This is a genomic window from Sphingopyxis sp. Geo25, assembly GCF_949769135.1.
Classification (GTDB): domain Bacteria; phylum Pseudomonadota; class Alphaproteobacteria; order Sphingomonadales; family Sphingomonadaceae; genus Sphingopyxis.
Genome location: NZ_CATKOZ010000002.1, coordinates 502,146 through 523,825, shown reverse-complemented (window position 1 = coordinate 523,825; position 21,680 = coordinate 502,146). Strand labels below are relative to the sequence as shown.

At 65.2% G+C, this 21,680-nt stretch carries 25 protein-coding genes; 6 read left to right on the top strand and 19 right to left on the bottom strand.

From position 1 onward, the window contains the following. Window positions 1–27: 27 nt before the first annotated feature. Together QOL68_RS09740 and QOL68_RS09735 are read left to right on the top strand one after the other, a co-directional pair. Window positions 28–1,320 carry a hypothetical protein gene (locus tag QOL68_RS09740; RefSeq protein WP_282948554.1) on the top strand — a complete coding sequence of 431 codons (1,293 nt, stop codon included), beginning with the start codon at window positions 28–30 and terminating at the stop codon, window positions 1,318–1,320. Then, a complete protein-coding gene (locus QOL68_RS09735; protein ID WP_282948556.1) occupies window positions 1,317–1,616 on the top strand; it encodes a hypothetical protein in 300 nt (99 codons plus the stop codon). The genes QOL68_RS09740 and QOL68_RS09735 overlap by 4 nt, the downstream gene beginning before the upstream one ends. Here QOL68_RS09735 and QOL68_RS09730 read toward each other — a convergent pair. The 7 genes from QOL68_RS09730 to QOL68_RS09700 form a co-directional block, all read right to left on the bottom strand. Further along, entirely contained in the window at window positions 1,613–2,365 is a 753-nt protein-coding gene (locus QOL68_RS09730) for a hypothetical protein (RefSeq protein ID WP_282948558.1), read from the bottom strand. The genes QOL68_RS09735 and QOL68_RS09730 overlap by 4 nt on opposite strands. A gap of 216 nt (window positions 2,366–2,581) precedes the next feature. Beyond that, a complete protein-coding gene (locus tag QOL68_RS09725; RefSeq protein ID WP_282948560.1) occupies window positions 2,582–3,370 on the bottom strand; it encodes a DUF8758 domain-containing protein in 789 nt (262 codons plus the stop codon). Then, window positions 3,333–3,833 carry a DUF488 domain-containing protein gene (locus QOL68_RS09720; RefSeq protein ID WP_282948561.1) on the bottom strand — a complete coding sequence of 167 codons (501 nt, stop codon included), beginning with the start codon at window positions 3,831–3,833 and terminating at the stop codon, window positions 3,333–3,335. Before QOL68_RS09720 ends, QOL68_RS09725 begins: the two co-directional genes overlap by 38 nt. Before the next feature lie 106 nt (window positions 3,834–3,939). Further along, a complete protein-coding gene (gene lepA / locus QOL68_RS09715; RefSeq protein ID WP_058457125.1) occupies window positions 3,940–5,763 on the bottom strand; it encodes a translation elongation factor 4 in 1,824 nt (607 codons plus the stop codon). Window positions 5,764–5,807: 44 nt separating this feature from the next. After that, a complete protein-coding gene (locus QOL68_RS09710; RefSeq protein ID WP_282948563.1) occupies window positions 5,808–6,686 on the bottom strand; it encodes a transposase in 879 nt (292 codons plus the stop codon). Continuing rightward, window positions 6,674–7,654, bottom strand: coding sequence for a HEAT repeat domain-containing protein (locus QOL68_RS09705; RefSeq protein ID WP_282948565.1), 981 nt, complete (start codon window positions 7,652–7,654; stop codon window positions 6,674–6,676). The genes QOL68_RS09710 and QOL68_RS09705 overlap by 13 nt, the downstream gene beginning before the upstream one ends. A gap of 51 nt (window positions 7,655–7,705) precedes the next feature. Further along, entirely contained in the window at window positions 7,706–7,852 is a 147-nt protein-coding gene (locus QOL68_RS09700; protein WP_282948567.1) for a hypothetical protein, read from the bottom strand. Window positions 7,853–8,025: 173 nt separating this feature from the next. On the opposite strand from QOL68_RS09700, the gene QOL68_RS09695 reads away from it, so the two are divergent. Beyond that, window positions 8,026–8,979, top strand: a complete 954-nt coding sequence (locus tag QOL68_RS09695) for a YVTN family beta-propeller repeat protein (protein WP_282948568.1) — start codon at window positions 8,026–8,028, stop codon at window positions 8,977–8,979. Between the two features lie 6 nt (window positions 8,980–8,985). Here QOL68_RS09695 and QOL68_RS09690 read toward each other — a convergent pair whose 3' ends face one another. From QOL68_RS09690 to QOL68_RS09680, 3 genes are read right to left on the bottom strand one after another with little or no spacing between them, the layout of a single operon-like run. Beyond that, complete coding sequence (locus QOL68_RS09690) at window positions 8,986–9,390, bottom strand: ribose-phosphate pyrophosphokinase (protein WP_282948570.1); 405 nt, start codon at window positions 9,388–9,390, stop codon at window positions 8,986–8,988. After that, a complete protein-coding gene (locus QOL68_RS09685; protein WP_282948571.1) occupies window positions 9,366–10,181 on the bottom strand; it encodes a DUF1295 domain-containing protein in 816 nt (271 codons plus the stop codon). Before QOL68_RS09685 ends, QOL68_RS09690 begins: the two co-directional genes overlap by 25 nt. A gap of 11 nt (window positions 10,182–10,192) precedes the next feature. After that, window positions 10,193–10,810, bottom strand: coding sequence for a lysophospholipid acyltransferase family protein (locus QOL68_RS09680; RefSeq protein WP_282948572.1), 618 nt, complete (start codon window positions 10,808–10,810; stop codon window positions 10,193–10,195). 106 nt (window positions 10,811–10,916) lie between these two features. On the opposite strand from QOL68_RS09680, the gene QOL68_RS09675 reads away from it, so the two are divergent. Then, the gene (locus QOL68_RS09675) at window positions 10,917–12,329 is read left to right on the top strand and encodes a M20/M25/M40 family metallo-hydrolase (protein ID WP_282948574.1); all 1,413 of its coding nucleotides are present in this window, start codon (window positions 10,917–10,919) and stop codon (window positions 12,327–12,329) included. Here the strand turns inward: QOL68_RS09675 and QOL68_RS09670 are convergent. After that, the gene (locus QOL68_RS09670) at window positions 12,326–13,144 is read right to left on the bottom strand and encodes a ferredoxin--NADP reductase (protein WP_282948576.1); all 819 of its coding nucleotides are present in this window, start codon (window positions 13,142–13,144) and stop codon (window positions 12,326–12,328) included. The genes QOL68_RS09675 and QOL68_RS09670 overlap by 4 nt on opposite strands. A 425-nt stretch (window positions 13,145–13,569) precedes the next feature. On the opposite strand from QOL68_RS09670, the gene QOL68_RS09665 reads away from it, so the two are divergent. Continuing rightward, window positions 13,570–14,544, top strand: a complete 975-nt coding sequence (locus QOL68_RS09665; protein ID WP_282948577.1) for a toll/interleukin-1 receptor domain-containing protein — start codon at window positions 13,570–13,572, stop codon at window positions 14,542–14,544. Between the two features lies 1 nt (window position 14,545). Continuing rightward, window positions 14,546–15,517 (top strand): hypothetical protein, encoded by a 972-nt coding sequence (locus QOL68_RS09660; protein ID WP_282948579.1) that lies wholly within the window; start codon window positions 14,546–14,548, stop codon window positions 15,515–15,517. On the opposite strand, the gene QOL68_RS09655 is transcribed toward QOL68_RS09660, so the two are convergent. The 8 genes from QOL68_RS09655 to QOL68_RS09620 form a co-directional block, all read right to left on the bottom strand. Beyond that, entirely contained in the window at window positions 15,514–16,506 is a 993-nt protein-coding gene (locus QOL68_RS09655; RefSeq protein ID WP_231729088.1) for a PhoH family protein, read from the bottom strand. The genes QOL68_RS09660 and QOL68_RS09655 overlap by 4 nt on opposite strands. 125 nt (window positions 16,507–16,631) lie before the next feature. Continuing rightward, window positions 16,632–17,972, bottom strand: a complete 1,341-nt coding sequence (miaB, locus tag QOL68_RS09650; RefSeq protein WP_282948581.1) for a tRNA (N6-isopentenyl adenosine(37)-C2)-methylthiotransferase MiaB — start codon at window positions 17,970–17,972, stop codon at window positions 16,632–16,634. Window positions 17,973–18,021: 49 nt separating this feature from the next. Then, window positions 18,022–18,909 (bottom strand): lysophospholipid acyltransferase family protein, encoded by an 888-nt coding sequence (locus tag QOL68_RS09645; protein ID WP_282948583.1) that lies wholly within the window; start codon window positions 18,907–18,909, stop codon window positions 18,022–18,024. Then, a complete protein-coding gene (locus tag QOL68_RS09640; RefSeq protein WP_058457113.1) occupies window positions 18,881–19,303 on the bottom strand; it encodes a Fur family transcriptional regulator in 423 nt (140 codons plus the stop codon). The genes QOL68_RS09645 and QOL68_RS09640 overlap by 29 nt, the downstream gene beginning before the upstream one ends. A 123-nt stretch (window positions 19,304–19,426) precedes the next feature. Next, entirely contained in the window at window positions 19,427–19,858 is a 432-nt protein-coding gene (locus QOL68_RS09635; protein WP_058457112.1) for a Ros/MucR family transcriptional regulator, read from the bottom strand. 135 nt (window positions 19,859–19,993) lie between these two features. After that, window positions 19,994–20,455, bottom strand: coding sequence for a GNAT family N-acetyltransferase (locus QOL68_RS09630; RefSeq protein ID WP_282948586.1), 462 nt, complete (start codon window positions 20,453–20,455; stop codon window positions 19,994–19,996). Beyond that, a complete protein-coding gene (gene tsaB, locus QOL68_RS09625; RefSeq protein WP_282948588.1) occupies window positions 20,452–21,078 on the bottom strand; it encodes a tRNA (adenosine(37)-N6)-threonylcarbamoyltransferase complex dimerization subunit type 1 TsaB in 627 nt (208 codons plus the stop codon). Before tsaB ends, QOL68_RS09630 begins: the two co-directional genes overlap by 4 nt. Continuing rightward, on the bottom strand, window positions 21,071–21,664 hold the full coding sequence (locus QOL68_RS09620; protein ID WP_282948589.1) for a malonic semialdehyde reductase: 594 nt from the start codon (window positions 21,662–21,664) through the stop codon (window positions 21,071–21,073). The genes tsaB and QOL68_RS09620 overlap by 8 nt, the downstream gene beginning before the upstream one ends. Window positions 21,665–21,680: the final 16 nt, after the last annotated feature.

The following is a 21,680-nucleotide window of genomic DNA, read 5'->3' as shown; positions in this document are numbered from 1 at the left end:
CCAAGTCACAAACCAAGGAGCATCGTCATGCGACAGGAAATTCTCCCGCCCCTCCCCGCCGACCCCGAAGCGATGGACGAATTCGCGAACGACGAGCTCCCCGAAGAGCTTGCCTTCACCCCCGTCGAGCAACAGGCGAAGCGCTGGTCGGGCATCAACGCGCATAAACAGCGCCTCTTCATCGCGCAGCTCGCGGCGACCGGCGCGGTCAGCATCGCGGCAAAGGCGATCGGCCACAGCACCTCCGCGCTCTACCAGCTCCGCAAGCGCGACGGCGCGGAAAGTTTCGCCGCGGCGTGGGACCGCGCGGTGGAGGCGGGCGCGCGCCGCGTCGCCGACCTGCTCATGGAATATGCCATCTATGGCGTGCCCGAGACGATCTCGAAGCGGGGTCGGGTGATCCTCGAGCGCCGCCGCCCGAATGTCCGCGCGATGCAGCATATCGCCGCCAGCCGCTTTCCCGCGAATTTCGGCGGCATCGACCCCGCCGACGGCCGCCCCGCCACCGCGATCCCGCACGCGGTCCGCCGCCTGCGTGAGACATGGCGCGCCGAGTGGGAGGCCGAGCGGCAAGCCGCGCAGCAGGCCGAAATGCGCGACCATGCGGAGCGCGCGCGTCGGCAGGAATCCGAACTGGACGACCGCCTCCGCGCTATCCGCACCGGATATCAACGCGGGATTTCGCACGACCCGGTCAAGCGCGCCGCGTGGGACATGCTCGCCGGCCCCGGCACCGACTGGGACGCGCTCCGCCGCGAGGACGCCTACACCAACCCGCAAAAGCATGAGTGGCACATATACCACCCCGACATGATCCTCCCCTTCGCCGCAGGCGCGGGCCATATCGACTGGCAGGCGCACGAAGGCGGCGACCTGTCGCACCCGAACCCGCCCCCCGCCGCTTACGTCCCCGGGGCGGAGGGCGGCGAAGAGGACGAATTCTGGTTCGAACGCTATGAGGATCATATCGTCGAGGGCGAGGCCCGCGACCCCGACCCCGCCGCCGCCCCCGCAACAGCCACCCCCGGAGTGACCCGCGACGACCTCCGCCGGGCCGCCCGCACCTTGCGCGACCGCGCCGAAGCCTGGCAAGCCGCGCGTCGTCCGGTGTACCAGCACCCTCACGGCTTCCTCGCCGACACCAGCCAATACGGCGGCGCCACGGGAATCGAACGCTACACCGCCCGCCGCCGCATCGAACGCACGATCGCCGAGCTCGAACGCGAATGGAACGCCGCCTACAGCGAGGAAAGCTGGGCGGCGTGGAAGGCGGGCGATGGCGCCGCCGCCAAGACCGACAGCGCGGGAGGCGAGCAATGAGCCTCGAACGCGCCCTCGACGAAAACCGCATCTGTGCCCGCTTCGGCCGCATCGTCCGGATCGACTGGATCCAGCCGCGCGAGCCCTATGGCGGCTGGACCGACGCCGCGCATCTCGAACCCGAGCCGGCCCAGACCTGCACCTCGGTCGGCCACCTCGTCCGCGACGACGACTGCGTAAAGATCCTCGCCGCCTCGGCGATGATCGTCGGGGATGAGGAGCGCATCATGCTGAGCGGGATCATCGAATTTCCGGCGCGGTGCGTGGTGCGGATCGTGCGGTTGGAGGAGGTCTAGATCAGCGGGGCTTCTGCACCAGCGATAGCCGCATCTCGCTTCGCCTTTCCCCGCTGGCGCTTGTCGATCATCTCTTGCTTCCAATCTTGATACGAACGCCGTTGCAGATTGGTGCGCGCCATAACAGCAATCTTGTAGTGGTCATCAAAGTCCCTCTCGAAAGAGGTCGCTGATACAAGATCGTGTATTAAACTCGACATACTACCAATGAGTGTCATTTTGAATTTAATCGAAAGCGCGTTTTCTTGATTAATTCTAGCAATCAGCGGCCCCGAAATTTCAGTCTCTTCTGAATTTAGCGGTCTGTCCCACTGCCCATGAGCCAGCGTGTTTCTCAGCTCAATCAGCGGCTCCAATTCTTCTGCTAAGAGTTGCCGGATTGCGCTTAGTCTGAACCATGCGGTCGCCGGTAGGGTGGTTTCGGAGAGTGCCGCCTTGGGAATTTTATATCGCTTACGATATCCGAGCTCCAACGCCTTCTTCCAACGATCGGATTGAGTTCTCTCCGACTTGATCAGCGATCGATCTGAATTATTAAACCCCTGATCTTCATATATGAGTTTCTTCAGACGACACTCGGCCCAAGCGCCCGCCAATAATAGATATAAATTCTTCAGAGTATCAGCGAGCGAAGTATTCTCTTCCGAGATAGCTCTATTTAGGTCTCGCTCAATCTGAGCGATTCCCTTTTCAACTGCTCGGAGATTCCGGACGTGGGCTTTGTAGAGATCCGCATCGCTCGCAGGCATCTTACCAATCCGCTTCAGACGGACATTCTAGATGCCCGGTCACCAAACCGCACTAGAAAAGAGCGATTTGGTGACCGGGAATCGAACCCGGCTATACTCCCGAAGGCGTGTTTCCATTACACCATCACCCACTTCGATGGATTGCACGGCATTCTATTGCGGTCAATAGGTTGATGCCCTGCGATAGAAAGAGGGAGTGGCGATTAGAAATCGCAACTAGATCAGCACGCCTTGATCTGGGCGACCAATTTTGACAACGCCGATGATCATCCAAATATCAGGATATCGTGAGTGAGTGCCCATCGCTAGCATCATCCCTTCACCGGGGAAACGCCTTCCGAATTGTTCTTGCAACTTATCGAGTGTCTCTTGCTCTCCATATTTACGAGACCAATTAAGGTAGGTCTGTTCAATCTCCCAATCGTGACAAAGACACTCATGTTTCCCATCGTTATCTTCATACCGATAGCCGAATTCATACGGCGCCGGTTGAAGCGGGATCAACTCTTTGGCCGCGAAAAGATCGGGTGACCTGAGCAGCTTGGCATATTCAGCTTCGCGCTGCTGCATCACCTCTGCCGATCTACGGCGCCAGAAAAAGTGGGGACTCTCAGGCTGGATCAGACAAAGGCTTCGCCCCTCAGCTCGCTCTTTCTTCGTGCTATGAACCACCATCGGATCAAGGAAGGCCGCTCTATTCTCCTTTCGAAGATCTCCGATCACCTCAATGCTCTGCTGATTGACATTGCGCGACTCTATTCGATTGTCACGATTAGTCTCAGGCAAACGCCATTTGAACTTTACCCGGTCCCAACGAGTAAATTTCTGGGAAGCCTCAAGCTGACGAAATGCTATAGGATAAAGGCGCAGCCAGTTCCGGTATGCATCTATAGCGGCGACACAGACGGTCTCGCCGTGCTTCTCCCCGACCTGAGGGAGCGCCTTGACGAGAATTACAGCTTCTGCCTCACCCGATCGTTGCGCCGACGTCTCGTTCTCGCCCAATTGCAGCACCCCTCCGCTTTTGCACGCCAATATGCTTGGTCTCGAAGGAAGATAGCTCACACATGAGGGTCGCGACAATAGTCCGATGACAATGTTTGGGGTCACGTTCGAAGCAAAGAAGGACGATCGATTCCTCTTTAGCTAGATCAACTGCATTTCTAAGCGCCTCTTGCGCCATTTCGGACTCGATATGAGTTCCAAATATTTTTCTAAAAGCTTCTACATCACCACGCCGCATAGCTTCTCGGCCCGGCTTCGGATCACCAAGCTGCTTCAAATGCGTATATTGTATGTCATGTTCCGAAAGAGCTTCTCGTAAGCTATTTTTCGAAAAGCCTGGACGGCGTGAGGCCGGCACGTCCCGAATATCAACGACCCTATCGATCTGAGCGTCGACCAGCGTATCGAGAAAATCGCTAAGCGATGCGCCCTCGTAACCGATAGTATAAATTTGCCGCGTCATGGCCGCTTCTCTTTCGTGAACGTGGCGGCAGCGTCAACGCAAGACTGGCTATGCTGCACAAAATATATTGCTGGCGAGTCAAAAATGTCACAACATGGGCGACAGCTTAAGCATCATCCCCCATGCGGAGCGCCGCAATAAACGCCTCCTGCGGAATGTTGACGTTTCCGTACTCGCGCATCCGCTTTTTGCCCTCTTTCTGCTTTTCCAGCAGCTTCTTCTTGCGGGTCGCGTCGCCGCCATAGCATTTGGCGGTTACGTCCTTGCGCAGCGCGGCGATGGTTTCGCGGGCGATCACCTTGCCGCCGATCGCGGCCTGGATCGGGATCTTGAACATGTGGCGCGGGATCAGGTCCTTCAGCCGCTCGCACATGCCGCGGCCGCGGCTTTCGGCGCTGCCGCGGTGGACGATCATGCTCAGCGCGTCGACCGGCTCGTTGTTGACGAGGATGCTCATCTTGACGAGATCGCCGGCGCGGTGGCCGATCTGGTGATAGTCGAACGATGCGTAACCGCGGCTGATGCTCTTCAGCCGGTCGTAAAAGTCGAACACCACTTCGTTGAGCGGCAGTTCGTAGGTGATCTGCGCGCGGCCGCCCACATAGGTCAGGTTCTTCTGGATGCCGCGGCGGTCCTGGCAGAGCTTCAGGATCGCGCCGAGATAGTCGTCGGGGACATAGATCACCGCCTCGATCCACGGTTCCTCGATCTCGTCGATGCGGTTGGGGTCGGGCATGTCGGCGGGGTTGTGCAGCTCCATCTCGGTCGGGCCGCCCTCCTTCGACCGGGTGAGCTTCAGCTTGTACACGACCGACGGCGCGGTGGTGATCAGGTCGAGGTCATATTCGCGGGTCAGCCGCTCCTGGATGATCTCGAGGTGCAAGAGGCCGAGGAAGCCGCAGCGGAAGCCGAAGCCGAGCGCCGCGCTCGTCTCCATCTCGAAGCTGAACGATGCGTCGTTGAGGCGGAGCTTCTGGATGCTTTCGCGGAGCTTCTCGAAATCGTTCGCGTCGGTCGGGAACAGGCCGCAGAAGACGACCGGCTGGACCTCCTTGAACCCCGGCAGCGGGTTCGCGGCGGGCTTTTTCGCGTCGGTCACCGTGTCGCCGACGCGCGCCTGCGCGACGTCCTTGATCTGCGCGGTGATGAAGCCGATCTCGCCGGGGCCGATCTCGGTCAGCTCCTCGCGCTTCGGCGTGAAGCAGCCGACGCGGTCGATCAGGTGGGTGGTGCCCGCCTGCATGAACTTGATCTGCTGGCCTTTTTTGAGCACGCCGTCCACCACGCGGACGAGGATGACGACGCCGAGATAGGGGTCGTACCAGCTGTCGACGAGCATCGCGACGAGCGGGGCGGCCGCGTCGCCCTTCGGCGGCGGGATCTTCGCGACGATCGCCTCGAGGCATTCCTCGATGCCGATGCCCGACTTCGCCGACGCGAGCACCGCCTCGTCGGCGGGAAGCCCGATGATGTCCTCGATCTCGGCCTTCACCTTGTCGACATCGGCCGCGGGCAGGTCGATCTTGTTGATCACCGGCACGATCTCATGGTCGTGCTCGATCGACTGATAGACGTTCGCGAGCGTCTGCGCCTCGACCCCCTGCGCGGCATCGACGACGAGCAGCGCGCCCTCGCACGCCGCGAGCGACCGCGACACTTCATAGGCGAAGTCGACGTGGCCGGGCGTGTCCATCAGGTTCAGCTCATAGGTCTCGCCATCCTTCGCGGTATATTTCAGGCGCACCGTCTGCGCCTTGATCGTGATCCCGCGCTCCTTCTCGATGTCCATGTTATCAAGGACTTGCGCCGACATCTCGCGCGCGGTGAGCCCGCCGGTGAACTGGATCAACCGGTCGGCGAGCGTGGATTTCCCGTGATCGATGTGCGCGATGATCGAAAAATTGCGGATATGCGAGAGAGGCGTGGTCATCGCGGCCCGTTAGCAGCGGAAAGCCGCGCTGTCAGCAGGCTTGGCTATCGCGTGAGCCAGCGAACGCAATCTTCGCGGACACGCGCGTCGGGATCGGCCAAACCGCACTCCAATATAGCCTCGCGATCATCCGCCACCGCCGCCAGCGCGGCGATCGCGTTTGCACGCACTCTCGGTACCGGGTGGGCTTTCACGAAATGCTCGGCGATGTCCTTGGCGTTGTCGGTCAGGTGGACGGCGCAGCGGAGGAGCATTTCGGTGGGGGTCAGCGTCGGGCGCCGCGCGATCGTGTCGGCCTCGAGATCGACGATATATTGGTCGCGCCAGGGGATATGCTCGCCCTCGTCCATGATGTTGAGGCTGACCGAGAGGCTTTCCGGCGGGAGCTGGCTGTGGACATCGCGGTGGGCGCGGTAGAGCATCATCTTGCCTTCGCCGAGGGCGCTGCGCTCGACGAAATGGAGGTTCAGCGGCTCGCCGACGCGGCCGTCGACGGCTTCGGCGTCATACTCATAATAGTCGCTGACATAGCCGGGGCCCCAGTAGCCGGTGGTCAGGAAGTGGAAATTATGGTCGTGCGGCAGGCCGTAGGCGAAGGCCGCGGGGCCGCTCGCCGCGTACACCGCGTCGGTCGCGGCGGGCCAGAGATTGGCGCGGAGGAAATGCCCGCGCGGGCTGCGGTGGAGCAGGAAGACCTGCGCCGAATAGCGGTTCGCGGCAAGCTGGTCGGCGTAGCTCGCCTTGAGCGCGTCGATGATGCGATCGGCGAGGAAGCTGCGGTTGCGCTGGAGCCCGGCGAGGAGGGCAGCGCAGCGCGCGACGCTGGCCTCGTCGCCGAGGTCGACGCCGCTTTCGTCGAGGCGGGCGGCGACTTCGTCGAGGTCGAGCTCGGGACCGGCGGGGGGATCGATCAGGCGGGGCATGGGTCGGCCTTGGCTGGCGGGTAGAGCGCGAGGGTTGCCGTGGCAGCGCGGCGGACCTCGGGGTGCGGATCATCGGCCGCCATATCGGCGAGATGCGGGTGCGCCGCGGCGGGTTCGAGCGCGACGAACTCGCGCATCGCGGACCAGCGCGCCGCAAAATCCTCGCTGCGGGTCTCGGCGGCGAAGAGCGGCGCGGCGTCGCGCCGGCCGAGGTGACGGAGCAAGGTCAGCGCCATCTGGCGGAAACTGCTGTCGCGGCGCGCGGAGGCGGTGCGGACGAGCGTGCCGCTCGCGATGTCGTAGCTGCGTACCGGAAGCGGCGACGGCGGCTGGACCGCGAGTTCGAGGAGCAGCACGTCAAGGTGCGCGTCCGACAGGGTGAAGGCGGTCTGCGCGGTGTCGAGTGTCCAGACCTCGCCCGCCGCGACGGCACGCGGCGGGTCGCTGTGGCAGCGCGACGCCGCGGCGGCGATGAATGCCCCCGCCGCCTCGCCCGGCGTCAGCGAGACATGGTGGAAGCGAACCCCCGCGCCGCCGTCGCCGAGGATGCGGACGACCGACCGGCCGGGAATGAAGAGCGCCTTCGTCGGCGCGGCAAAGTGCGCGGGCTGGATTTGCAACGTCAGGCGGATCGCGCCGCGTTCGGCAAGGATGAGCCCGCCGGCCGCCTCGCCCCCGCCGACGACACGCATCGGAACCCGCGCGAAAGGATCGGCGGCGATCAGCGCCAGCGCCGTATCGAGCCGATCGGTCAGCCAGCCGGTATCGGCGAGCCAAGGCGCGAGCGCGGCGATGGCCTCGTCGGGCGACGCGCCAGCGGCGGCCTCGATAGCGGCAATGAGGCCGCCGGGCAGCGTATCCTCCGCCCGCCAACGGGCCTCGAGCCCGGCCGCCGCGGCGCCGAGGCGGGTCCGGCGCGCGGTGTCGGCGCGCGGGTAATGGTCGTGGCGGGATGGCTGGGCGGTCATAGGCTGCTCCGGCAAGGGTGCGGGCGGCGCGATGGGCCGCCCGCGTCCCGATCAATCGTGGATGATCATGATCACGGTCACGCCGACCTCGAACACCGAGGCGTTCGCCGCATTGCTGTCACCGGCGAACGATCCGAAAAGCCCGACATGGGTGTCGAGCAAAGGTAGGGCGTCGATGTCGATGGCGGGTACGTCCATATGAGGCTCCTGTGCGGGACGGCGGCGAGAGGTGCCGCCGGTGACGGGCTAGGAAAGGGCGCGGTGCGCGCACAGTTAACTTCTCGTAATTCCGTCCATGTCGCTGGTCGAAGCGCGGTTGCCCCATGGGCAGCGCCGCTTAGGGTGCGACGATCGAAACGGGGAGAACAGCCATGCGCCGCACGATTGCCGCCACCCTTGGCATGTTGATGTTGGCGCCGTCATTTGCCGCCGCCGAGACCCTGCTCGTCGGCAATAAGGGCGAGGACACGCTGAGCCTGATCACGCTGTCCTCGGGGGAGGAACTGGCGCGGGTGCCGATCGGCAAGATGCCGCACGAGATTGCGGTCTCACCCGACGGGAAGCAGGCGGCGGTCGTGGCCTATGGTGCGACGACGATCGACATTGTCGACATTGCGAAGCGAGTGAAGCTGCGGACGATCGACCTCAGCCCGAACCAGCGACCGCACGGCCTTGTCTGGCTGTCCGACGGGCGGCTCGTCGCGACCGCCGAGGGGAGCCAGTCGGTCGCGGTGATCGCGCCGGGCGGGACGGTGACGTCGATCGCGACAGGACAACAGGGCACGCACATGATCGTCGTCGCGCCCGACAATCGCACCGCCTACACCGCCAATATCGCGTCGGGGACGGTGAGCGTGCTCGACCTCAAGGAAGGCAAGAAGCTGCGCGACCTCGCCGTGGGCGGCAAGCCCGAGGGATTGTCGCTGACGAAGGGTGGGCGCGAGCTGTGGGTCGGCGACCTGTCGGCACCGCGCGTGCAGGTGTGGGATACGGCGAAGGGCGAGAAGATCACCGAGCTGGCGGTCGATCCGGTCGCGATCCGCGTGCTGGCGAGCCCCGACGGCAAATTGGTCGCAACGAGCAATATCGGCAAGGGCACGATCAGCCTGTTCGACGCCGAGACGCGCGCGCCTGTAAAGCTGATCGCGGTGTCGGAAGGCGATGCGGCGCGGCAGGTTACCTTGCTGTGGAGCCGCGATTCGAAGCGGCTCTACGCGGCCGAAACGGGGGTCGACAAGGTCGCGGAGATTGATGTCGCTACGGGAAAGGTGCTGCGGCGGATCGCGGCAGGGACGAATGGCGACGGACTGGCGATCGCGCCCTGACCTTTTCTAGCGCCCCTCCCAAAAGTCGAACACCGCCTGTTGCTGCTCGCGGATGAAACGCGCGGCGGCGGCGCCTTCCCATGGCCCGTCATAGCCGAGGAGCAGCGCGGTGCCGCCAACCCACCAGCCCTGCCCCGGCAGCCGGTCGCTCTCGCGCACCACCAGCACGGCGAGGTCGGGCTCCCCGTCGATCGCGCACAGCCGGTCGACCTCTTCGAGCGTGCGGCAGACCGCACGCATCTTGGGCCGCGTAAAACGGAAGCCGAGGTCGCCGAGCAGTTCGGAATAGCTGACGCTGCGTCCCTCGCGTGCAGCCTCGGTCAGGATCGCGCGGATCCGGGGCGCATCGCCGAGCGCGCCAACGTCCGCCGCGCTTTCGGCGACGCCTAGGCCCCGGTCTTTGGCGGCCATGGAAGGAAGCCCGAGGTGCGCTGGACATAGTCGGCATAGCCGGGGCGGCTCTTGTGCAGGCCCCGCTCGAGGAGCGCCTTGCCCGACCAGCGGGTGAGCGTGAAGGTGAGGAAGATCGGGCCGATGACGGTGGCGAGCGCGATGCCCCAGCCCATGTCGGCGGCAATCAGCCACAGCCCCCACCAGGTCAGCGCGTCGCCGAAATAATTGGGGTGGCGCGTGTAACGCCAGAGCCCGGTATCGAGCACGCGGCCCTTGTTCGCCGGATCGCGGCGGAAGGCGTTCAGTTGCGCGTCGCCGATGCTCTCGAACGCGATTCCCGCGAGCGCGATCGCGGCGCCCGCCCAGGCGAGCGGACCGACGGGATCGATGCCGGTCGCGCTCGCCCAGATGCCGAGCTGCGCGGGCAGGCAGGTGATGAAAAGCAAGGGCGCCTGCATCAGGAATACCATCACCAGCGCCGCGACGGGCCAGTTCCAGCCGCGCTGCTTCATGACGCCGCCCAAAATCTTCGCATAGCGCGGATCCTCGCCATGCGCGCGCCAGCGCAGGAACAGATGGATCGCAAGCCGCAGCCCCCAGAGCGTCACGAGCCCGAGGAGCAACTGTGCATGCACGCCCTCGACGCCGACCTGCAAGGCGCTGCCCCATGCGAGCAGCACCATGCCGAACGCCCAGAAGGCGTCGATGAACGAGACGTCGCGGATCGCGGCGGCGATACCCCACAGGATCAGGATCACCGCGATCAGCCCGGCGAAATTGAGTGCGAGCAGCGTCAGCCCTTCGCTCATCGGTGCGCTCCTTATGCCTCGTCGCTTCCCAATATATCGTCGATCGAACGCACCGCGCGCTCGGGGAATTTCGGGATACATCCCTTATAGACGTCGAACACCTTCATCATGTCGGCGCGAAAGTCGCCCGTCGGCCAGATCAGCGGCCCGAGCCCGCCGGTCTTGCTGCCATAATCCATCAGCCCGACGACCATCGGCACCTTGGCCGCCATCGCGATCTGGTAGAAGCCGGTGCGCCATTTCTTCGCCTTGCCGCGCGTCCCCTCGGGCGCGACGGTCAGCATGAATTCGGTGCGGCGGGCGAATTCGTCGGCCATCTGCTGGACGACGTTGCTGGCATGGCGGCGGTCGACCGGCACGCCCCCCATCTGTTTCATGAAGCCGCCGATCGGCCATCGGAACAGCGACAGCTTGCCCATGAAATGCGGGCGCACGCCAAGGTCGGCGGTGAGCCCCAGATAATTCACGAAATCCCAGTTGCTGGTGTGCGGCGCGGCGATGATGATGAAGCGCCGGGGCTCGGGCACCTCGCCCACCGCCTTCCAGCCGCGCAGCCGGTAGAGCAGCAGCAGCAGGCGCCGCACGGCGCGCGCCACCAGTCCCGGCGGATCGTCCTCGATACTCGTCAAAATTCTCTCCCTGACCCGCACTTGCGCGAAAGCCGCGCCGGGCGCAAGCGGCTTGCGGGCGGGCCCGCTTTCTGCTCCCTTCGCCTCGACAGGGGAGACGAGCCGCATGAAAACGCTGACCGCATTGCTGACCTCCATGCTGCTGGTTGCGGCACCCGCCGCGGCGAAGGAGACGTCGCCGCGCCCCGACCAGCTCGCCTTCCGCGACATCTACAAGGAGCTCGTCGAAACCAACACGACACTGTCGTCGGGCAGTTGCACGCTCGCCGCGCAGCGGATGCTCAAACGCTTTCAGGCGGCGGAGTTTCCGGGCGACCAGCTCATCCTGTTCATGGAAGAAGGGCACCGCGAGGAAGGCGGGCTCGTCGTCGTCTATCCGGGCACGAACCCTAAGGCGAAAGCGATCCTGCTCGTCGCGCATATCGATGTCGTCGAGGCGAAGCGCGAGGATTGGGAGCGCGATCCCTTCACGCTGATCGAGGAGGACGGCTATTTCTATGGCCGCGGCACGTTGGACGACAAGGCGCAGGCCGCGGTGTGGGTCGATACGCTGCTGCGTTTCAAAAAAGAGGGGTACAAGCCGAAACGCACCGTGAAGCTCGCGCTCACCTGCGGCGAGGAAACCAATGGCGCGTTCAACGGGGCCCAATGGCTCGCCGCGAACAAGCGCGACCTGATCGACGCCGAATTCGCGCTCAACGAAGGCGGCGGCGGCGACAGCGACGGCAAGGGGAAAGTGCTCGGCCAGTCGGTGCAGGTCGGCGAAAAGACCTTCGCCAACTTCCGCCTCGAAACGCGCAACCCCGGCGGGCACAGTTCGGTGCCGGTGCGCGACAATGCGATCTACCAGCTCGCGCGGGCGCTGACAAAGATCGACGAACATGAATTTCCGGTCGAAATGACCGACACGACGCGGCGCTTCTTCACCGAGGCCGGGGCCGCCCGCGGCGACGCGATCGGCGCGGCGATGGTCGCGCTGGCGAAGAACCCGGCGGACAAGACCGCCGAGGCGGTCGTCAACACCGACCGCTTCCTGCACGGCAACATCCGCACCACCTGCGTCGCGACCTTGCTCGATGGCGGCCATGCGCCGAACGCGCTGCCACAGCGCGCCGGGGCGAACGTCAATTGCCGCATCTTCCCCGGCCACAGCATCGAGAGCATCCGCGACGAGCTGGCGACGGTGATCGGCGATCCCGGCGTCACGATCACGCAGCTGCCCCCGAAGCGCCCCACCCCGCCGCAGCCGCCGCTCGACCCCAAGATCATCGGCCCGATGGAAAAGCTGGTCGCGAAATACTGGCCGGGGCTGAAGGTCATCCCGTCGATGGCGAACGGCTATACCGACGCGACCTTCCTCGGCGCCGCGGGCATCCCGACCTATGGCATCCCCGGCATCTGGGGCGATCCCGACGGCAATGGCGTCCACGGGCTCAACGAGCGGATCGAGGTGAAATCGCTCTATGTCGGGCGCGACTTCATGTTCGACTTGGTGAAGGCCTATGCCAGCAAGCCCTAACCGACGAAAGCGCGTTCGATCACGAAGTCGCCGGGCGCGGCGTTCGATCCTTCCTTGAAGCCCAGCGCCGCGAACCGCGCCTGCAGGTCGCGGATCATCGCCATGCTGCCGCACATCATGATGCGGTCGCTTGCCGGGTCGAAATGATGCGGGCCGGTCAACGGCGGGCCGAACAGCCGGGCATTGTCGATCAGCGCGTCGATACGGCCCTCGTTGCGGAAGGGCTGGCGCGTCACGGTCGGCAGATAGTGGAACTGCAGCAACGCCTGATCCTGCACCAGCGGGTCGCCCGCGAGCTGGCTTTCGAGCTCTTCGCGGAAGGCGAGGTCGCTGACCTGCCGCACGCAATGGACGAGCACGATCTGGCTGAAACGCTCGTAAATGTCGGGATCGCGCGCGAGGCTGAGGAAGGGCGCGAGGCCGGTGCCGGTCGAGAGCAGGAAGAGCCGCTTGCCGGGCAGCAGCGCATCGGCGACGAGCGTGCCGGTCGGCTTGCGGCCGAGATAGACGGGGTCGCCGGGCTGGATCTTCTGCAGCCGCGAGGTCAGCGGGCCGTCGGGCACCTTGATCGACAGAAATTCAAGCTCGTCCGACCAAGCGGGGCTGGCGATCGAATAGGCGCGCAGCAGCGGCCGCCCCTCGCCGCCCGGCAGGCCGATCATCACGAACTCACCCGAGCGGAAGCGGAAACTCGGCGGGCGGCTGATCGAGAAGCTGAACAGATGGTCGTTCCAGTGGCGGACGCGCAGCACCTCCTCGACGGTCAGCGAGGCGGAGGGGGCCAGCTTGGCGGCGGCGGCGATACGGTCACTCATCACTTTGAACTTTCCTGACAGGTCATGGCACCGGCCGCGAGGACCGGCATGTCGAACCCCGCCGCGATCAACCGGCGGGCCCTGGTTTGCATCGCCTTCGCGATCGGGCCGACGCTGTCACCGTCGGCGAGCAGCGCGCGTGTCGCGCATGCCCGGGCACCCTTCCCAAGCGAAAACCGGTGCCCGAGTCCAAGCAGAATTGCTTGATCCTCTGAAATCTGGAGGCATGGCATCGGCGCGAGCGCGAGTTGCCGGACCGCGCCGTGGGCGGGTTTATATGTTATTGCGAGGCATTTGCAATAACAATGCGTCACGCGTTGAAATACCGATGTGGCGGTGCTGCAGGAGATCGGGGCGGCCGCGAAACTCGGCGATTGCCCCGCCCTCCCCCGCGCGGCATGATGGCGGCAGGGGGACAGGGACCGATGCCGGCGCAGGTGTTCATCAGCTATTCGTCAAAAGACCGGACGATCGCGAACATGCTGTGCGCGCTGCTCGAGGAACGCGGGCATCGCTGCTGGATAGCGCCGCGCGATATCGTGCCCGGGACGTCGTGGGGCGAGGCGATCATCGATGCGCTCAAATCCTCGACCGTCTTTGTCCTCGTCTTCTCGCGCCACGCCAATGAGTCGCCGCAGATATTGCGCGAGGTCGAGCGCGCGGTGCACCTTGGTATGCCGATCCTCCCCTTCCGCATCGAGGATGTGATGCCCGAACGCAGCCTCGAATATTTCATGAGCGTGCCGCACTGGTTCGACGCGCTGTCGCCGCCGGTCGAGGATCATGTCGACAAGCTGGCCGACGTCGTCGCGATGCTGATCGCGGGGCCGAAGACCGGCTATATCCCCGGCAAGCCGCGCGGGGCGAAGCGGCTGTCGTGGAACAACGGGCTGGTGCGCGCGGTCGCGGGCGGGGCGGCGCTCGCGGTGTTGCTGCTCGCCGCGTGGCTCGGGGGGCTGGCGCCGCCCGCCTCGCCGGTCGGCTGGATCGCGGCGTTGCTTGCGCTCGCGATCCCGGCCGGCGTCGCCGGGAGTGGCCAGGTGACAATGTGGACGACGCGCGCCATGCGGGGGGCACTGCTTGCGCTGCTGCTCGTCGCAGCGGGCGTCTATGGCTGGGCGTCGTCGTCCTATGTCATCGCGGGCGAGCAGGGCGCGCCGCTGGTACGCGGCACCGAATGCACGCCCGATGCGAAGCTGGTGTATGAAAGCGAATGCCCCGACCTGCCGTCGGACGCGCTCGCCGACGCCGCCTATGATCCGGCGACGCTGTGGACCGCGGCGTCGATCGGGCGCGTGAAATGGATGCTGGGGGGAAGCTGGGCGTTGATCGCGGCAGCCGCCAGCCTGCTCGTCACGGGCTGGCTGGGCGGGCCGCGGCGGCTGAAACAGGAGGGTTGAGATGCGCAGGATCCGGATGCTGATGCTGGTCGCGGCGCTCGCGTCGCCGGTCGCGGCTGGCGCGAAGGAGCCGATCGGCGCGGCGGGGCTCAAGGCGATCGAAGCGAAGGTGCCGCCGCAAGGCTGGTATCCCGACGGCTATTACGACATCCGCATTGCCGCGGAGGGGCAGATTGCCGATTTCCCGCGCGACACTCTGACGATGGACTGGGGCGACGGCCAGCCGCCCTATTATGACGTGATCGACTGCAACGCCGAATATGTCAGCCTCGACGAGACCGACCCGCTGACCGCGCGCTATGGCGGGGTGGCGCTCGAGGTCGCGCGGCTGCGCGCCGAGTTCGAGCGGATGAAATATCCCGTCGCGGTCTATGCCGAACCCCTGCTGGCGTTCGAGAAGGCGATGATCGAGGATGCGAAGGCCGCACCCGAACCGATGAGCGAGGCGGACATCGCCGCCGCCGATGCCGCCGCGCTCGCAGCCGACGACGACGCCAACGCCGCGGCGAGTGCCGCCGCCGACGCCGCGATGGAAGGCGACGCGTCGGATGCGGCGGCGGAGCCCGCCGACGGGGGCGGTTTTGAAAACGATCCCTATTTCCGGCTCGCCCAGGCGGTCGAGGCGAACCGTGCGCGGCTCGCACCGAAACTGCCGAAGGTCGTCGCCGACGGCGGCTGCGGTGCGGGCGAGGGCAATCCGGTGATCGTCCGCACCAGCCCGCCGCAGGGCGAGGTGCTGATGATCAACGCCTTCGCCTTCAAGGTTTGCACGCGCAAGAAGCCCGATCCGTGGGACCGTTTCGCGTGCAAGTGGAACGAGATCGAGACCGGCGTCGACCAGACGTTGTCGGGCCGGTACGTCTATCAGGTCAAATGGCCCGATGGCACGGTGCGCAAGGGGACGCGCGAAATCGTGCCGAGCTATGACGACGAACCGAAGGTTACGGTCACCTTCAAGAAGACGGGAAGCTAGCTTCCCGGCCCTTCGTATGCCTCGACGATCCGCCCAACGATCGGGTGGCGGACGACGTCGGCGCTGGTGAAGCGGCTGACATTGATCCCTTCCAGCCCTTCGAGCCGCGCCACGGCGTCGGCAAGACCCGAGGTTGCGGGCACCGGCAAGTCGACCTGTTTCGGGTCGCCGCAGATCACCATTCGGCTGTTCATGCCGAAACGCGTCAGGAACATCTTCATCTGCGGTATCGTCGTGTTCTGCGCCTCGTCGAGGATGATGAAGGCGTCGGCGAGCGTCCGGCCGCGCATGAAGGCGAGCGGCGCGATCTCGATCTCTCCGCTCGCGATGCGGCGCTCGACCTGTTCGGCGGGCAGGCAGTCGTGGAGCGCGTCGTAGAGCGGGCGGAGGTACGGATCGACCTTTTCCTTCATGTCGCCGGGCAGGAAGCCGAGCTTCTCGCCCGCCTCGACCGCCGGGCGCGAGAGGATCAGCCGTTGGACGCTACCGGTAATGAGCTGCGCGACCGCCTGCGCGACCGCGAGATAGGTCTTGCCGGTGCCCGCCGGGCCCAGTGCGAAGATCACGTCGTCGCGCGCCAGCGCATGCATATAGGGAACCTGCGAAGGCGCGCGCGGCACGATCGTCTTCTTGCGCGTGCGGATCATCACCGTCGGCGCTTCGCTGACGTCATGGCGGATGATGCCCGCCAGTGTCGGTTGCGCCGACATCGCGATCACCGCGTCGACCAGCCCCGCGTCGGCCTCTTCGCCGCGCTCGATCCGACCATAAAGCTCGGTCAGAACGTCGCGCGCCCGCGCCGCCGCTTCCGCCTCGCCCTCGATCTGCACGCGATTGCCGCGCGCCGAGATATAGACGCCCAGCCGGTTCTCGATCGCGACGAGGTTACGGTCGAACTCCCCGAACAAAATGCCCAACAGCTGCGTTCGCTCGAATTCCGCGGTCAGTTTGACACGGTCGCCGGGTTCGGCGGGGGTGGCGGCAGTCAGGGGGCGTTTCGACACGTGGGCAGGTCTCCTTCAAAGGACAGCATAACTCTACTCCCGCAAAGGCGGGAGTCCATCACCGATGCTCGCGAAATTCGACGGACGGAGCAGAAAACTCCGCGGCCCATTCAGGCGACCGCTTCGACCAGCGGCTCGGCGCCAAGACTGTTCGGCCCAGCCGAGGTGATCCGCACGTCGATCATGTCACCGATCGCGAGGCCCGGCGCGGTGACGTGCACCGACTGGAGCCATGGCGACTTGCCGATCAGCTGCCCCTCAAGCTTGCCCTTGCGTTCAAGCAGCAGGCGCGTCGTACGGCCGACGGTCGCTTCGTTGAACGCCTGCTGCTGTTCGTTGAGCAGGGCCTGCAGGCGCTGGAGGCGGTCGTTCATCACGACTTCGTCGATCTGGTCGCCCATCGTCGCGGCGGGCGTGCCGGGACGGCGCGAATATTTGAAGCTGTACGCCATCGCGTAATTGGTCGCGCGAACGATATCGAGCGTCGCGAGGAAATCCGCTTCGTTCTCGCCGGGAAAGCCGACGATGAAGTCGCCCGAGATCGCGATGTCGGGGCGCGCGGCGCGCACGCGTTCGATGACCATGAGATAGCTTTCGACGCTATGGCTGCGGTTCATCGCGGCGAGGATGCGGTCGCTGCCTGCCTGCACCGGCAGGTGGAGGAAGGGCATCAGCTTCTCGACCTCGCCATGCGCGGCGATCAGCCCGTCGGTCATGTCGTTCGGATGGCTGGTGGTGTAGCGGATGCGTTCGAGCCCATCCTCGCGCGCGAGTTCGCGGATCAGGCCGTCGAGGCCGATTGCCCGGCCCTTCGCGTCTTCCCCGTCCCACGCATTGACGTTCTGGCCGAGCAGGGTGATCTCGCGCACCCCGCCCGCGACCAGGGCGCGCGCCTCGGCGATCAGGTCCACGAAAGGCCGGCTGATCTCGGCGCCCCGCGTATAGGGCACGACACAATAGGTGCAAAATTTGTCGCAGCCTTCCTGCACGGTCAGGAAGGCGGTGGGGCGCTGGCCGCCGGCACGTTTCGGCAGCGCGCCGAACTTGCTTTCGAGCGGCATATCGAGGTCGATCGCCTTCTCTCCCCGCTCGGCGCGTGCGATCAGCTCGGGCAGGCGGTGATAGGCCTGTGGGCCGACGACGACATCGACGCTCGGCGCGCGGCGCGCGATCTCGGCGCCCTCGGCCTGCGCGACGCAGCCCGCGACCGCGATCGTCGGCGTGCTGCCGTCCTCGCGCTTCAGCCGCCCGATATCCGAATAGACTTTTTCCGCCGCCTTTTCGCGGATGTGGCAGGTGTTGAGCACGACGAGATCGGCATCGGCGCCGTCGGCCGCGGGCACATAGCCCTCGGCGCCCAGCACCTCGGCCATGCGTTCGCCGTCATAGACGTTCATCTGGCAGCCGAAGGATTTGACGTGAAACGTCTTTGCGGGAGGGGTAGCGGTCATGCGGCCCCGATAGAGGAAGGAGCCGCGGAAATGAAGGGGATTCGACCCGTCATCCGTCGCCTTCCGGCGTTGCCGGCTGGTAGCGCACCGGCGCGACATGATGCGGAAAGGACCGGAGCGGCTTGCCAAGCGCGCCGACCAGCGCCGCCTCGATCCGGCGCCGCGCCTCCGCGGTGATCGCCTTGCGACCGGGGAAGTCGCGCGGGTGGAAGGGCTCGAGGAAATGGATGTGGAGGCGGAAGGTGCCGGGCCGGGCGAGGATACGCTTGGCGTTGTCGATCCCCTGCTCGACCCCGATCCAGCCGATCCATTCGGCAATCGGACCATAGTCGAGCATTACCGGCTGGACGAGCACCGCGGGCGGCGGCGGATCGAGCACCTGCATCATCGAGGTCTTGAACGGCAACAACGACTGGCCATCGGTCGTCGTCCCTTCGGGAAAGACCGTCACCGACCAGTTGTCGGCCAGCGCCTCGCGGAGCAGGTTGATCTGGTCGGCAACCCCGCCGCGATCCTCGCGGCTGACGAAAACGGTGCGGTTGAGGCGGCAGAGCCAGCCGATTACCGGCACCCTCCCCAGTTCGGCCTTGGCGACGAAGGCAGTTCCGCTCGCGCCCGCGAGCGCGAGGATATCGACCCAGCTCACATGGTTCGAGATGAAGAAGACATCGCGGCGCAGCGGCGTCCCGTACGTGGTCACGCGCGCACCGACGATCCATGCGGCGAGGAACAGGAACAGTTTCGGGAACGGCGAGCCGTAGCGGAAGATGCGATAGAGATAGTGGAGCGGCACCAGCACCAGCAGCGCGAGCACGAGCAACAGCACCCGCCAGAGGATGCGCGCCTTCCCCCTCAGCGAAATCGGCGCCGGATGCCCTGCCGCGATCGCGGCGCGCTGTTCGGCCGGGTCAGTCCTTGCGGTCGAGCCGGACGCCATAAAGCTCCATGCGATGGTCGACGAGGCGATAGCCCAGCCGCTCGGCGATGACGCGCTGCAATGCCTCGAGCTCGGGATCGACGAATTCGATGACCTTGCCGGTCTCGACATCGATCAGATGGTCGTGGTGCGCCTCGGGCGCCGCTTCGTAGCGCGAGCGGCCGTCGCCGAAATCGTGGCGGTCGAGAATCCCGGCCTCCTCGAACAGGCGCACGGTGCGATAGACGGTCGCGATCGAGATGCCGCTGTCGATCTTCGACGCGCGCTCATAGAGCGTCTCGACGTCGGGATGATCCTCCGAATCCGAAATCACGCGCGCGATGACGCGCCGCTGCTCGGTGATGCGAAGCCCCTTTTCGTGGCACAATGCTTCAAGGTCGATAGTACCGGTCATGCGGGCCTTTCCTGCCGGGCGCAGTCGCTTCTGTTCTTTCGCCAACTGTATAGGCACGCACCGCAAATAGAACAAGGCGGCACCCGCCGGTCCCGCCCCGCCTGATTGCAAAAAGCGACCGGATCAGGGCTTGCGGCGCTTGCGTCCGCCACCCCGCCCCTTGGTGCCGAGGCCGATTTCCTTTGCCAGCGCGCGGCGCCGTTCGGCATAGTCGGGCGCGACCATCGGATAGTCGGCCGCCAGGCCCCATTTGGCGCGATAGTCGTCGGGGGTCATGCCATAATGCGTCATCAGGTGGCGGCGCAGCATCTTCAGCTTCTTGCCGTCCTCGAGGCAGACGATGTGATCGGGTTTCACCGACGCGCGGATCGACACCGCGGGAACGGGCTTTTCCTCGACGACGGGCTGGTTGCCGAGGTTCGACAGCGCCGCATGGACATTGTTGATCAGCAGGGCGAGGTCCGAAATGGCGACGCTGTTATTGCTGACATGCGCAGCAACAATATCGGCAGTCAACGTCACGAGCATTTCATTGGCATCTGCTTGATCCGACATGATCGCAATTTCCTTATCTGCTACCCCAAAAGAGAAGGATGCCGAATATTGGGCCTTATCTTCGGCAATAGGCGGTTCATGCCATTATGGTTATAATTCCGCAATCACCGATTTGCGGCTTATATCGTTGGACTGTCAGGTTCGCCGCATCGTGATCGCGTCGCGCACCACGCCATCGCCGCCACGGTAATATTGGGGCCGGCGTCCGCACTCGGTAAAACCGGTGCGGGCGTATAAATGCACGGCATCATTGTCGGCACGCATTTCGAGGAAATAGTCGTCGGCGCCCTGTTCTTTTGCCCACGCAAGCCAATCGTCGATGAGCCGCTTGCCGATCCCCTGCCCGCGCCGGGCCGGATCGACCGCGAGCAACAGCAACTCGCTCTCCGGTCCCGCGACGCGTGCCGCCGAAAAGCCGCAGGGCGTGTCGCCATCCCACGCGACCGCGACGCGCGCGGACGGCAGGGCAAAGAGGGTGAGGAGTTGCGCGGTGCTCCACGCCTCGCCATAGGCGGGGTCGAACGCCGCCTCCATCACGCGCATCACCGCGGTAATATCGCCGACGCGGGCGGGCGCAAGGCGGATGGCGCGGCTCATGCCGAAGTCATCGGCTTGGCGTCGGGCGCGCGGCCGTAGATCGGGCTCGGTTCGGCGAACAGCGCCCGCGTCGGCAGGCGGACAAAGGCGCGCGCGTCGGGCAGCGCGGAAACGGCGGTTCCCAAGCCGCGGCGTGCGACAAAAGCCTCGGCGCGGTTGCCGACGACCAGCGCATCGCCCTCGCGCACGGCCTCGTCGGGAAGGAGCGAACGGAGATCGCCCTGCGGCACAAGGTCGGCACCGAAGCGCTGGACGAACCATTGCCCATGGCCGCCCTCCATCACCACCAGCGCGCCGCCCGCCGCCGCGATATCGTCGGCCGCAGCGGCCGCAACCAGCGCAAGGCTCGAAAAACCGTGCGCGGGCACCTGCCATCCAAGGGCAAGCGCGCGCGCCGCCGCGACGCCGATGCGCACGCCGGCAAAGCTTCCCGGACCGCAGCCGACCGCGATCGAAGTCGCACGCCCGCCGTCCGCCAGCTCGGCAATCAGCGGGACAAGGCGCTCGGCATGGCCGCGGCCCAATAGCTCGTGGCGAAAATCGACGACGACGCCGTCATCGACCAGCGCGACCGAACAGGCCTCGCTGGCGCTGTCGATGACGAGGCATCGGCCGTCAGGCAATGCGGTTGAAGCGCTCAAAATCGGGGCGCGGGCTACGCTCGAAGATGCTCGCGGGATCGCCATAACCGAGCGTCGAGATGAAATTGCTCTTCACTTTGGGCGTATCGGCGAAGAAGGCCTGGTCGACCGCTTCATTGTTGAAGCCCGACATCGGCCCGGTGTCGAGCCCGAGCGCACGCGCCGCGAGGATGAAATAGGCGCCCTGCAGGCTCGAGTTGCGGAAGGCGGTGGTCTGCGCGAGCGCTTCATTACCGACGAACCAGCTCCGCGCATCGGTGTGCGGAAAGAGTTCGGGCAGATGCTCATAGAATTCGGTGTCCATCGCGATGATCGCGGTGACCGGCGCTTTCAGGATCTTTTCGGCGTTCGCCGGCATGGCGAGCGCGGCGAGCTTTTCCTTCGCTTGCACGGACACGCACCAGACGATCCGCGCCGGCAGGGCGTTGGCGCTGGTCGGGCCATATTTCACCAGATCCCAGATCGCGCGCAGCTGGTCTTCGGATACCGGCTTTTCGAGAAAGCCATTATAGGTGCGCGCGGCACGGAAAAGCTGGTCGAGGGCGCTGTCGGGAAGCGGCTCGCTCATCGGCTTGATCTCCTGA